At 70.3% G+C, this 12,848-nt stretch carries 11 protein-coding genes; 7 read left to right on the forward strand and 4 right to left on the reverse strand.

Annotation, left to right across the window (positions count from 1 at the left end; translation table 11 throughout):
• The first annotated feature begins 57 nt into the window (after positions 1-57).
• From VFZ09_RS20085 to VFZ09_RS20100, 4 genes are all read left to right on the forward strand, one after another.
• Positions 58-1,005, forward strand: coding sequence for a MoxR family ATPase (locus VFZ09_RS20085; protein ID WP_329729230.1), 948 nt, complete (start codon positions 58-60; stop codon positions 1,003-1,005).
• 352 nt (positions 1,006-1,357) lie between these two features.
• Positions 1,358-2,569 (forward strand): DUF58 domain-containing protein, encoded by a 1,212-nt coding sequence (locus tag VFZ09_RS20090; RefSeq protein ID WP_329729231.1) that lies wholly within the window; start codon positions 1,358-1,360, stop codon positions 2,567-2,569.
• Complete coding sequence (locus tag VFZ09_RS20095) at positions 2,566-4,530, forward strand: transglutaminase domain-containing protein (RefSeq protein ID WP_329729232.1); 1,965 nt, start codon at positions 2,566-2,568, stop codon at positions 4,528-4,530. Before VFZ09_RS20090 ends, VFZ09_RS20095 begins: the two co-directional genes overlap by 4 nt.
• 209 nt (positions 4,531-4,739) lie before the next feature.
• Complete coding sequence (locus VFZ09_RS20100; RefSeq protein WP_414640720.1) at positions 4,740-7,013, forward strand: M4 family metallopeptidase; 2,274 nt, start codon at positions 4,740-4,742, stop codon at positions 7,011-7,013.
• 79 nt (positions 7,014-7,092) lie between these two features.
• Here the strand turns inward: VFZ09_RS20100 and VFZ09_RS20105 are convergent, their stop codons facing one another.
• The 4 genes from VFZ09_RS20105 to VFZ09_RS20120 all read right to left on the reverse strand — a co-directional run bounded on the left by VFZ09_RS20105 (position 7,093) and on the right by VFZ09_RS20120 (position 10,441).
• The gene (locus VFZ09_RS20105; protein WP_329729234.1) at positions 7,093-8,481 is read right to left on the reverse strand and encodes a cytochrome P450; all 1,389 of its coding nucleotides are present in this window, start codon (positions 8,479-8,481) and stop codon (positions 7,093-7,095) included.
• 26 nt (positions 8,482-8,507) lie between these two features.
• Positions 8,508-9,044 (reverse strand): MarR family transcriptional regulator, encoded by a 537-nt coding sequence (locus tag VFZ09_RS20110; RefSeq protein ID WP_329729235.1) that lies wholly within the window; start codon positions 9,042-9,044, stop codon positions 8,508-8,510.
• Positions 9,045-9,321: 277 nt separating this feature from the next.
• On the reverse strand, positions 9,322-9,885 hold the full coding sequence (locus VFZ09_RS20115) for a DUF6036 family nucleotidyltransferase (protein ID WP_329729236.1): 564 nt from the start codon (positions 9,883-9,885) through the stop codon (positions 9,322-9,324).
• A complete protein-coding gene (locus VFZ09_RS20120) occupies positions 9,863-10,441 on the reverse strand; it encodes a hypothetical protein (RefSeq protein ID WP_329729237.1) in 579 nt (192 codons plus the stop codon). The genes VFZ09_RS20115 and VFZ09_RS20120 overlap by 23 nt, the downstream gene beginning before the upstream one ends.
• 612 nt (positions 10,442-11,053) lie before the next feature.
• Between VFZ09_RS20120 and VFZ09_RS20125 the strand changes: the two genes are divergently transcribed.
• The 3 genes from VFZ09_RS20125 to VFZ09_RS20135 form a co-directional block, all read left to right on the forward strand.
• Positions 11,054-11,194 (forward strand): hypothetical protein, encoded by a 141-nt coding sequence (locus VFZ09_RS20125; protein WP_329729238.1) that lies wholly within the window; start codon positions 11,054-11,056, stop codon positions 11,192-11,194.
• A 147-nt stretch (positions 11,195-11,341) separates the two neighbouring features.
• Entirely contained in the window at positions 11,342-12,187 is an 846-nt protein-coding gene (locus VFZ09_RS20130; RefSeq protein ID WP_329729241.1) for a DUF2381 family protein, read from the forward strand.
• 12 nt (positions 12,188-12,199) lie between these two features.
• The coding region (locus tag VFZ09_RS20135; protein ID WP_329729239.1) for a serine/threonine protein kinase at positions 12,200-12,848 on the forward strand (649 nt) is incomplete at its 3' end.

Below are 12,848 nucleotides of genomic sequence, written 5' to 3' on the forward strand. Positions count from 1 at the left end.
GGAGCGGTGCTGGTACGCTGCGCGGCCAGAATGTCTTCTTCTCCCGTGAAGGTTCCTGTGACGGAGCGTGCGGCCGTGGTGCGCGCGCTGGTGACGCGGCTGGTCGACAACCTGGAGCGCGTCATCCGTGGCAAGCGCGAGTCGCTGGAGCTGGTGCTGTGCTCGGTGGCGGCGGGAGGGCACGTGCTGCTGGAGGACGTGCCGGGCACGGGGAAGACGACGCTCGCGAAGGCACTGGCGTTGAGCATCGGCGGCAGCTTCAAGCGGGTGCAGTTCACGCCGGACCTGCTGCCCACGGACATCGTCGGGGCGTCCATCTTCAATCCGCAGGAGGGGAGCTTCCGGTTCCGCGAGGGGCCGCTGTTCGCGAACGTGTTGATCGCGGATGAGATCAACCGGGCCTCGCCGAGGACGCAGTCGGCGCTGCTGGAGGCGTTGAGCGAGGGGCAGGTGACGGTGGACGGACAGACGCACGTGCTGTCGCCGCCGTTCCTGTGCATCGCGACGCAGAACCCGGTGGAGTTCCACGGGACGTACCCGTTGCCGGAGGCGTCGCTGGACCGGTTCGCGGTGCAGCTGTCGTTGGGGTACCTGCCGGAGGGGGAGGAGCGGACGCTGCTGATGACGCGCTCGGGGCCGCCGCCGCTGGAGGGGATGAAGGCGGTGTGCACGGTGGCGGAGGTGGTGGAGCTGCAGCAGCGGGTGCAGGAGGTGAAGCTGGAGGAGACGGTGGCGGACTACCTGCTGCGAATCGTGCAGGCGACGCGAGGCCACCCGAGCATCCGGCTGGGAGTCTCGACGCGAGGGGCGCTGCTGTACGGCAGGATGGCGAGGGCGAGGGCGCTGATGCAGGGACGGGACTACGTGCTGCCGGAGGACCTGAAGGCGCTGGCGGTGCCGGTACTGGCGCACAGACTGGTGCTGGACACGCGGGCGAGGTACGCGGGAGCGGACAAGCGAGCGCTCACGAAGGACCTGGTCGGCGCCGTGCCGGTGCCACGCTGACGGCCATCCATCTCACTCACAGAGGGCCCATCCACACCGAGCCCAATCTCCCCTCTCCCTCCGGGAGAGGGACGGGGTGAGGGTATCCGAATCCGTGTTCATCACTCCGGGCCGAGCACCTCCCGGGCGCGAGCCGTACGAACTTGTCCAACAGTTGGACAACTTGTGGAAGACCGCGCCCGGGAGGCTTCCGGACGCGCGAGCGAGCAACTGGTCCGACCATCGGACCAGTTGGAGCCGTTCGCGTCCGGAAGGAGGGTCCCCTGGGGAGTGGTCTCCGGAGCTTGATAGAGTGCACCTGCTCGCGCCGGAGGTTGGCGTGAGGCCACTCGCACCAAGGACACCCCCGCGCATGGCCCGCCGTCGCCGCTGGTCCTTCCTGATGCCGCCCGAGGACCACGGATTCATCCGTTTCCTCCAGGATCGGTACTACGGGCTGCTCACACCGGTGGGGCGCGTGGTGATGTGGTGCGCACTGGCGGCGGGCTTCCTCCTGCTGGGCGGCCTGGTGGCGCCGCTCATCCTCTTCTTCTCCTTCACCGTGTGCGCGCTGATCGCCGCCGCCATGGTGGGCCTGCCCTTCCGTCCACGCGTCTCGCTCACGCGCCTCTTCCCGCCCCCCGTCTCCGCCGGGGACACGCTCACCTACCGCGTGCGCGTGGAGAACACGGGCCGCCGTCCCGTGCGCCACCTCGTGGTGGAGGAGCGCCTGCTGCCTTCCGAGCTCCGCCGCGTGGGCGAGCCCCCGGTCATCGACACCCTGGCGCCCGGCGAGCGCACCGAGGTGACGCTGCGCCTCCAGTGCACCACCCGCGGCGTCTACGAGCTGGGCGCGCTCCAGGCCGCGAGCCTCTTCCCGTCGGCGCTGGTGAAGTGGCCGAGGCGCTCGCCCGCGAAGGACCGGGTGCTGGTGTACCCGCGCTTCACCCCGCTCGAGTCGCTGGAGGTGCCGCACGGACGCAACTACCAGCCCGGAGGCATCTCGGTGGCCTCGCAGGTGGGCGAGTCCACGGAGTTCTTCGGCACGCGCGACTGGCATGACGGGGACCGCACGCGGGACATCCACTGGCCGTCCTTCGCGCGCACGGGCCGCCTGGTGGTGAAGGAGTTCCAGGAGGAGTTCTTCGTCCGGCTGGCCATGGTGCTGGACGTGCAGTCGCGCTCGGTGAAGGAGGACGCGCTGCTGGAGAAGGCACTCTCGCTGGCGGCGGGCATGGCGGACGTGCTGGCGCGGCAGGAGTACATCATCGACCTGTTCGCCGCGGGCCCCGAGGTGTTCCACTTCCAGGCGGGCCGGGCGCTGGCGCACTTCGACCACATCCTCGAAATCCTCGCGGCCATCGAGTCGGGCGAGCGGTTGGACCTGGAGGCGCTGGAGGCGGCGCTGCTGCCCGAGGCGAGCCACCTCTCCGCGGTCATCTTCGTGGTGATGGACTGGGAGCCGTCGCGGGCGGCGCTGGTGGAGAAGCTCAAGGCGCACGGGGTGGCGGTGCGGGTGCTCTCGGTGAGGCCGGACCGGGCGCCGGTGGGGCTCGCGCCGGAAGAGGTGGTGGCGCTGGCATGAGTGGACCCTCGGACAACGTCTTGGCTCCGGTGTCGCGGTACGGCCGGCTCGTCGAGCTGCTGCCGGTGTTCGCGGCCCTGGTGGTGCACGCGGTGGCGCACGGGCGGTGGCTGCTGTGCGCGCCGGTGATGGTGGGGCTCCTGTGGGCGGTGCTCACGGGCGTGCGGGTGGACTACTCGCCGGCGCGGCTGCTGTTCGCGGGAGCGCTGGGGATGGGGGCGGGAGCGGGGATGCTCTGGGTGAGCGAGCCGCCGACGGCGCCCTTTCCGCCCAACATCTTCGGCCCGCTGTGCGGCGCGCTGGTGGGGCTGTCGGTGCTGTGCGGGCTGGGCCGCAACCGGTACTACGCGTGGACGTACGCGGGCCTGCTCGTGGCGCTCAGCCTGCGCGTGCGCGAGATGCAGGCGGTGGAGTGGGTGCTGGGCGGGCTGGTGCTGAGCGTGCTGCTGGTGGCCTTTCTCGAGGGAGGACTCGGACGCTCGGGCTTCCGGGCGGCGGCGGGCTTCGGCGTCTTCACCGTGCTGCTGCTGGGGATGACGCTGTGGCTGACGCGGACCATCTGGGCCAGCGAGGGCGTGCTGATGGACGCCGTGTACCGGATGACGAGCGGCTCCAATCCGGGCACCGGCGCGGAGTTCCAGTCGGAGGTGGGCCTGCGCAGCCTGGAGCGCAAGGCCCGAGGCTCGGAGCGGCCACTGCTGGTGCTCTCGGGGGCGGCGCCCGCGCGGCTGCGGACGCGGGTGTTCGACCGGTTCGACGGGCTGCGGTGGACGACGTCGAAGGAGCTGGAGGAGCGGCGGTTGCCACTGCCCTCGGGAGGGGAGGAGGCCGCGCGGACGCTGGCGCTGACGGTGCTGGCGCCGGTGGGCTCGTGGCTGCCGGCCCCGGCGGGGACGCGAGGGGTGGAGGGCGTGCGGCCGGAGGTGCGGGGCGGCTGGGTCTGGAAGGCGGAGGAGCTGGAGGGCACCACGCTGGCGCTTCGCACGGCCGAGCAGGAGTACCTGCCACCGGAGGAGGCGCCGGGGGACGCGCTCACCGCGTTGCCGGAGGAGTTGAAGGCGGAGCTGCGCCCGCTGGCGGAGGAGCTGACGCGCGAGGCGCGCACGCCGCGCGAGAAGGCGCGGAAGCTGGAGGCGTACTTCCACGAGCACTTCGAGTACTCGCTGTACGTGGACCTGCGGGGCGAGGGGAGTCCGCTGGCGGTGATGGTGAAGGAGAAGCGGCCGGCGTACTGCACGTACTTCGCGAGCGCGATGGCGGCGCTGCTGAGGACGGTGGGGGTACCGGCGCGGGTGGTGGGAGGCTTCGCGCCGGAGGACAACAATCCGCTCACGGGGGCGACGCTGGTGCGCGAGCGGGACGCGCACGCCTGGGTGGAGGTGTTCCTCGCGGACGAGGGGCGCTTCGTGGCGTTCGATCCAACGCCGTGGAGGAGCCGGGACGAGGCGCTGGGGCTGACGCAGGAGGAGAAGGGCTTCTGGGGGAACCTGGTGGGCGCGGTGGGCACGTTCCTGCGCGAGGTGGGCGCGGGGCTGCGCTACCAGCCATTGGCGCAGGTGAAGGCGCTGGTGGGCTCGCCGCTGTTCGGGGTGCTGGCGGCGGGGGTGCTGCTGTGGAGGCTGCGCAAGGGCAAGTGGGGCGAGCGGACGAAGACGCGGCGCGAGGTGATGGGGACGCGGGACGTGCGGCTCGCGGCGGTGTACGCGCGCTACCTCAAGACGCTCAAGAAGCGGGCGGGCCTGGTGCCGGGGCCCTCGGAGACGGACGACGAGCTGCTGTCCCGGCTGCGCGAGGCGCGAGGCGAGGCGGTGGCGCAGGTCGCGGCGGAGTTCCTCGCGCACTACCGGGAGGCGCGCTACCGGGGAGTGCCCATGGGCCCGGAGCAGGGGAACACGCTGGTGGAGCACCTGGACGCGACGCTGCGCGACGCTCCCTCTCCCTCTGGGAGAGGGTCGGGGTGAGGGTCGTCACCACGTCCAGTATGGCGAGCTCCTCGGCCTGAAGACCTTCGGCCGCTTCCTGCGCTGGTCCGCGCGGGCCCTGCGCGACGGTCTCCTCGCCCACCGGTACGGTTGAAATCCTGAACTCCTTGTGAAAAAATTGTTACGAGAAGTGTGAGGAAAGCCGAAAGTCCCCGGGAGAACCGTTGGACGGGAAATCAGTTGAACTCATGCTTCCGAGTGTGTCAGGTATCAGCAGCTATCCTTCCTGGAGGTATGAGTTGGCTCATCGAATCTTGAAGACGTTTGGGGCGGTCTGGCTCGGGGTCGCGCTGACGGCGTGCGGCGTGGAGCAGGCGGGCACGGACACTGCCTCCGGACAGGAGAAGGCGGGCGGCGACATCCAGGCGTCCCTGAACGCCCTCAAGAGCGCGCGGGTGCTCGGCGTGCACGCCGATGGCATCCCCGACACCGTGCGCGGTGAGCTGGGCCGGGTGGAGCGGGGCGTGGGCTCGCTGGCGGTGGGCCCGGCGGCGGCCCAGTCCGCGCTGGAGGCGGTGGCGCCGGTGTTCCGGCTGGACGCGAGGGACCTGGTGCTCACCCGCGTGAGCACGGACGAGCAGGGCAACCAGCACCTGCGCTTCCAGCAGATGAAGAATGGCTTGAAGGTGCAGGGCGGCGAGCTGCTGCTGCACTCGCGCCCGGATGGCACCGTGTACCTGGCGAACGGCTCGGCGCGCGATGGCGTGCTCGTGTCCTCGCAGCCGCGCGTGGCGGGCGAGGCGGCCAGGGCCGCGGCGCTGGACGCCACCCAGGGCGCGGGCCTGAAGGCCGGCGCCCCGCAGCTGATGTACCTGCGCACCGAGGACGGCAAGCTGCGCCTCGTCTACGAGGTGGTCGTCTCGGGCGAGGGCCTGGACATGCCGCTGCGCGACCGCGTCTACGTGGATGCCCAGAATGGCTCCGTGGCCCTGCGCGCGCCGGAGATCCACACGGCGCTCAACCGCCGGGTGTACTCGGCCAACAACGGCACCAGCCTGCCGGGCACGCTCAGGCGCAGCGAGGGCCAGGCCGCCACGGGCGACGCCCACGTGGACATGAACTACGACATGCTCGGGTTCACGTACAACTGCTACAAGACGCTCTTCAACCGCGACTCGTTCGACAACGCGGGCGCCACGCTCACCAGCACCGTCCACTACAGCACCAACTACGTCAACGCCTACTGGAACAGCAGCCAGATGGTGTACGGCGATGGCGATGGCTCCACGTCCATCGAGCTGGGCAAGGACGCGGACGTCACCGTGCACGAGCTGACGCACGCCGTGACGGAGCGCGAGAGCAACCTCACGTACTCGGGCCAGTCCGGCGGCCTCAACGAGGCCATGTCCGACACCTTCGCCGCCATCTGCGAGAGCTGGCAGTCGGGCACCTGGAGCACCGCGGCCGCCATCTGGATGGTGGGCGAGGACGTGTGGACGCCGGCCACGCCCAACGATGCGCTGCGCTACATGGATGACCCGGCCAAGGACGGCGTGTCCAAGGACTGGGCGCCCAACGTGACGTCCAGCACGGACGTGCACTACAGCTCGGGCGTGCCCAACCTGGCCTTCGCGCTGCTGTCCAAGGGTGGCACGCACCCGCGCGGCCGCTCCTCCGTGGTGGTGCCGGCCATCGGCGTCGAGAAGGCCGGCCGCATCTGGTACAAGGCCAACACGGACCTCTTCTCGGCCTCCACCACCTTCGCGCAGGCCAAGTCGTGGACCGCGCAGGCCGCCACGGACCTCGGCTACGACGCCGCCACCGTGGACGCGGTGAACAAGGCCTGGGAGGCCGTGGGCGTGGGCGTGGTCGTTCCTCCCCCCACCTCCACCCCGCTGACCAACAACGTGCCGGTGAGCAGCCTGTCCGACGCCACGGGCGGCAAGAAGTACTACTCCCTGGCGGTGCCCTCGGGCGCCTCCAACCTGACGTTCGCCATCAGCGGTGGCACGGGTGACGCGGACCTGTACGTGAAGTTCGGCGCCGCGCCGGACTCCGCCTCCTACGACTGCCGCCCGTACCTGAGCGGCAACGCGGAGACGTGCACCATCGCCACCGCCCAGACGGGCACGTACTACGTGATGCTCAACGCGTACTCCGCCTACTCGGGGCTGACGCTGACGGGCTCCTACACCACCGGCACCACCCCGCCCCCGGGCAACGTGCTGGTCAACGGCGTGCCGGTGACGGGCCTGTCCGGCGCCTCGGCCTCCTCGCAGACGTGGACCCTGGACGTGCCGGCCGGCGCCACCGTCTCCTTCACCAGCAGCGGTGGCACGGGTGACGCGGACCTGTACGTGAAGCTCGGCGCCGCGCCCTCCACCACCGTGTACGACTGCCGCCCGTACCTCAGCGGCAACAACGAGACGTGCACCTTCACCAACACGGCCGGCGGCAAGTTCTACGTCATGCTGCGCGGCTACTCGGCCTACTCGGGTGTGACGCTCAAGGGCCAGTACTAGCCCCGTCCGCTCCGCCTGCCTGACGGAGCACCGGCACCCGGGGGCCCTCGTGGCCGCCCGGGTGCTGTCGTTTCGGGGCCTAGAAGCACAGCGGGATGCGGTGGAAGCCGCGCATGGCCGCGCCGGCGCCCCAGCGCAGCTCGCTGGCCGGCACGCCCAGCCGCAGCTTCGGGAAGCGCCGGAAGAGCGTCTCGAAGGCGATGCGCGCCTCGAGCCGCGCCAGCGGCGCGCCGATGCACACGTGGATGCCCTTGCCGAAGGCGATGTTCCGGTGCGCGTCCGGGCGCGAGATGTCATACGCGTCCGGGTGGGTGAAGCGCTCCGGGTCCCGGTTGGCCGAGGCCAGTCCCACCGACACCCGCGCCCCCCTGGGCACGTGGGTGTCTCCCAGCGCGAAGTCCTCCGTGGCGATGCGCGGGGTGCTCAGGTAGTCCACGGGGCCCCAGTAGCGCAGCGTCTCCTCGACCATGCCCTTGCTCATGCCGGCCGGGTCCGCGAGGAAGCGCGCGTGCTGCTCGGGGTGCTCGAGCAGCGCGACGACGCCGTTGCCGAGCAGGTTCACCGTCGTCAGGTGCCCGGCGAAGAAGAGGATGAACACCATGGACAGCAGCTCCTGGTGGTTGAGCCGGTCTCCCTCCTCCTGGGCGTGCACCATCTGGCTGATCATGTCCTCGCCGGGCGCGCGCCGCTTGCGCTCGAAGAGGCCCTCCAGGTAGCTGGCGAAGGACTTCAGTCCGGCGCGCACCTGGGGGTCCGCCCGCGCGGCCGGGGTGTCCGCCTGCAGGAGCCGCTCGGCCCATTCGTGCACCCGGGCCTGGTCCTCCTCGGGGATGCCGAGCATGTCGCTGATGACGCGCACGGGCAGGGGGTAGGCGAAGGACTCGACGAGCTCCATGCGGCGCTCGGGGGAGGACTCGCCGCGGGCGGCGGCCGCCTGCTCCGCCTTGTCGAGCAGCTCGTCCACGAGGCGCTGCACGCGGGGCTCGAGCAGCTCCATGGCGCGGGCGGTGAAGTTGGGCTGCACCAGCTTGCGCAGCCGGGTGTGGTCCGGCGGGTCCATCATGATGAGGCTGAAGGCGATGGGCTTGAACTCCTCGGGCATGGCCTTGGCGAGGAGCTCGCGGTGCTGCGGCGGCAGGCCGGTGCGGAAGTCGGAGGAGAGCCGGTCATCGAGCAGCGCGGACACGGACGCGTCGTAGCGGGTGACGAAGTAGCGCTCGTCCCCGGCCTCGCGGGCCTTGCGCTCCGGAGAGCCCTCGGCATGGACGCCCGCCGTGAGGTCGCCGCGCATGGGGGTGCGCACGACGGGCCCGAGGGCCCGCAGGTCGGAGTAGATGCCGTGGGCCTTCTCGAAGAACGCGGGGCTCGTCCTGTCCAACAGGTGCGTGGCGTCCGCGCGAGGGGCCTCGTGGGGGGGCGTGACGGGGGCGGTGTCCTGCTTCTGCTCGTTCGGGGGGTTGGCTGCCATGGCGTCCTCTCTCTGTCTTCAACGGCTCAACGGCGTTTCCTGCTGGCCCGGCGGGGGGCGCGCCCGGGTGCTTCGGCGTCTTCGTCCGGCGCTGTCTCCGGGGGCGCGGGGGAGCGGGCCTCCAGGGCGGCCAGCGTGCGCTCGAGCAGGTTCAGGGTGCGGTCCAGCTCCTCGAGCTCGGCCGGGGAGGCGCTCGCGAACCAGGTGGCCAGGTCGCTGGCCATCGCCTGGCGGATCTCCTGTCCCACCTCGCGGCCGAGCTCCGTCATCACGAGGCGCAACCGGCGCCGGTCCTCGGGGTCCGCCTCGCGGCGCACGTAGCCGCGCTGCTCCAGGCGATCCAACAGCCCGGTGATGACGGCGGGGGTGACACGCTGCCGCCGCGCGAGCTGTCCGGGAGACAGGGGGCCGTCACGGAGCGCGTAGAGCACCCCGAGCTGGCGCAGGCTCAGCTCCTGGCCGAGGTGGTTGGCCTGCGCGCTCGCCATGGCCCACCGGTACAGGCGGGGGATGAGCCCGAGGGTGCGCAGGGCGTGGTCGAGCGGAGGCTTGTTCCTGGGCATGGTTTCCGCTCCGGCACTCCGGGCCACCGGGCCCGAATCGTTAGCCAGGCTAAAGGTATCGGAAGCAAAAGAATCCGCAACACCCGGGGGAGGGTGGGCTGACCGTGGACCGGGCGGGAATGTGGCCGGATATCTCCTCTCCCCTCGGGAGAGGGACGGGGTGAGGGTATCCGGGTCCGTTCTTCAACCCGTGGCCCCCACTGTGAACAGCGGGTTCAACCCGGGATGCTTCGACCTTACCCATTTTTCTGAGGCCCGACGGGGCGGGCTCACCCCGTCATGTGGCGGAGGCTTCCAGTGCCCGCTCGTGTGCATCCGCTACCGAGGGGCCGAAGAGCCGGTCAATCAGCACCACGTAGGCTGCCGCGAACATGGAGCGAGGTCCCGTCACCCACGTCTCATGAAACCGCTCGAGCAGCACCTGAGGGTCGAGCGGATGCGTGGAGTGCAGGAGCTCGATGGCCTGCAGATCATGCTCCGCTCCGCGAGCGAGCTTCATGAGCGCGAGGTCATGCGGCTCGGGCAGGAGCACCTCGAGGTGGCGCAGACCTGGAATCGCGTAGGGTTGGAGCCGTTCCTGGAAGCTCTCGGGAGCGAAGTACGTGCCCACGGGTTGGAGCGGTACCCGCAGTCCCGTTGCCGTCATCGCCTGCTGGAATGCGGCGGTGACCGCGGGGGCTAGGTCGGGGAGCACATCCAGGTCGGTGGTGCTGCGGCTCGGATTCGCGAGGAGCCCGACGGCCATTCCACCGATGATGACCAGTCGCGCTGGACGGGTCAGGTGGGCATCCGCGGCCCGGATGAGCCGGGCCACGTCGTCAGCTGAGAAGCGCTGGATCATGCTTGGCCAGGAGCGAGCTGAAACTGTCCTCGGGCATGTTGAGGAACAGTCCCCACCGGCGAGCCACCGCGGGCGTCTTGAGCTCCGCCAGCCTCCGGTCACGTGCACTTCGCGGCTCGAAGAAGTAGCGAGGCTCCTGGGGCCGGGCGTCCTCGAAACATCTGGCCAGGTGCGCCAGCTCGTCACGGGCGGTCAGTTGCGCCGTGAGCTCGAGCAGGAATCCCAGCTCGGCCTCCTGCCCGGCGGCGTGTGCCTGCTCCTGGAGCAACTGCCCATTCAACGCCGTGGCATACCGGGCCAGGACGAGCGGCAGCACGCGCAGCACCGTGGCGTTGTCGTGGGCGAGCTTCAGGGCCCAGGGCAGTGTCTCCTCGAGCCGCAGCCAGCACCGGGGAGCCCATTCCAGCAGCGGGGCGCCATAGGCGACGAGCGACTCGTAGACGCTCTTCTCGAGGGACAGGGGCGTGAAGTCGGAAGACGACCCGGTGCCCACGTCACCCGGGGCGGCCTCCGCACGAGGCACCACGGCATCCGATGAAGTGGCCTGCTTCTTCATGACCTGCCGAACTCCCCGCCTGCGAGCCATGACCACCAAGCCACAACATATGCCCGAGGGTCTGCCGAGGCCAGTCCGGCTGCTCACCTGGCCGCCTGGACCGGACTCCTGGCATCCAGGGTGTACTCCGGAGACTCGCCGTCATGACGGGCGCTTGGAGAGCACGAGGTCCCGCGCGCCAAGGGGCGCGAAGCCAAGAAGGTGTCGCCAAGAAGGTGTCAAAGAACTCGCTCCGGACACGTTTCGACACCTCGGGCCCCACGGGTCGTCTGACACCACTGCGGATGCCGCACTCCACCAGCACCGGGAAGTCTCGCAGCACGGGCAGCGGCCAGCGTCATGACTAAGCCAGGAGGAGTAAGTCCTGTCAGGGGGGAGGTTCCGGCCGCGATGGGGAGCAACTGGTCCGATGGTCGGACCAGTTGGCACGTGGCGCGACCGGAGGGCACCCCGTGCGTTCCTGTGAGAGCACCCCTGAAAGAACTTACTTGCGCTGGCTTAGGCTCAACAACCCACCGCCTCACGCTTCGCGCGCGCGGGCCGGCTCACGTGTAGCGTCTTGCGGTAGCATTTCACCTCCTGTCCAGGCGGGCATGGTGCGGAGCTGGCGGAATGGCCCGACGAGGTGACATGGACATGACGGCCGACAAACCGCCCAAGAAGCTGGTGCTCAAGAAGGAAGCGCTGCGCGTGCTCAAGGCGAGCCTGTCTGGAAGGGGGTCAGACGACTCGTGTGAGCAGGCCCCCACCTGACACACCGAGTACCTCCTGGAAGTCAGGTGCGGTCCATGCGAATACCAGCAAACGGGTCCTCCCAGGCGCGGCATCTGCTACGGTGAACCGGAGAGGTTCACCACCCTGGCACTACCATCGCCCCTTCCTCCCCTCGTCCTTCTCGCCCTGTTCCTTGGGTTGTCCGCTGCAGCCCAAACCCAGCCCCCGGCCCGAGAGCGCCAGGAGCGGCAGGTGGTCCTCCCCGGCCACGCCAGTGAGCCGGTACCGGAGGCGCGGGTGGCGGCTGGCGTCGCCACCTACCTCCGCTTCGACGCCCCCATCGACAGGGCCTCGGTGGAGGTGGAGGGCCGACCGGCGCGCTTCCGGTGGGTGGAGGTGGGCGAGCGCCTCGTGGCGGTGGAGCCCTCCGTCGACCTGGGAGCCGAGGAGAAGCTCGTGGTGCGGGTGCGCTACAAGGACGGAGCCTCCCCGGCTGTGGCCACGCTCGTGCTCGTCTCCCACCCCACGCTGGTGGACAAGGAGCTGGAGGTGGTGCGCCGCCCGCGCACCGTCGAGGCGCTGGAGACCGCGCTGGCGGAGAAGGAGGCGGAGCTCGCGGCGCTCCGGGCCTCGAGCGGACCCGCTGGGCTCGTGTTTTCCGGGCGGCTCGGCCCGGACGGGGTGCAGGCCCGGCGCATCAGGAATGCACCCGCCGATGCGCGGGGGGGGCTGGATGTACCGGGCGGAGCGGGGTATCGCGCCAACTCCTGGGCTCTCGCCGTCGTCCGTGTGCGCAACCTTCCGGGACAGAAACCCTGGGTGCCAGGCGTGGCGCGGCTCACCCGCGCCGACGGCACCGCCGTGAAGGTGCGCTCCGTGGACATGAACAAGGCGCAGCTCGCGCCGGGCGAAGAGGGCCTCGTCACGGTGGAGACGGAGACGCCGTTCTGGAAGGCGGGCGAGGTCTTCCGCCTGGAGGTGCTGGACAAGAGCGGCGTCCGGCCCCTCCCCATCCTCGAAGTGGAACTTTAGGAGACAGGCCCCATGTCGACGGAAGCCTTTCACCCGGACCACCTCCAGCCCGGCCACTGGGTGGGGCCCTGGCTCATCGTCGCGGTGCTGGGCCGTGGTGGCTCCTCCCGCGTCTTCAAGGTGGAGCGCGACGGCCAGCCGTACTCCATGAAAATGGGGCTGCTCCCCCTCCACCAATCCACGGAGGAACTCACAGAAGCGCAGTACGTGGAGGAGACGAGCGCCTGGCGGCGCCTGGCGCGAGAGGCATCAGCTCTCTTTACCTACTCCTCCCACCCCAACCTGTTGCGCGTGTACGCGGTGGACTTCTGGCCCAACCCCACCCAGGGCTACCCCTTCCTCGTCACCGACTTCGTGGACGGGGACGACTGGCACCGGTGGCGGTGGCGCAAGCCCCTTCACGCCGTGGGGCTGACGAACACCTTCTCCAGCGTGGTGCGCACCGTGGGGGTACTGCACGCACGCGGCGTGTACCACCGGGACTTGAAGGCGGAAAACATCCTCATCCGCCGGAAGGACGGCAGGCCCTTCCTCATCGACTTCGGCACCGCGCGCCTGCCGGGAGCCCTCACCCAGACGCTGGGCCTGCCCGAGGGCGTCCTGCACCTGGTGCCGCCCGAGCTCCTGGCCTACACGCGCACCGAGGCGTGGAAGCGGGGCG

The organism is Archangium sp., assembly GCF_036277355.1.
Taxonomy (GTDB): Bacteria; Myxococcota; Myxococcia; order Myxococcales; family Myxococcaceae; genus Archangium.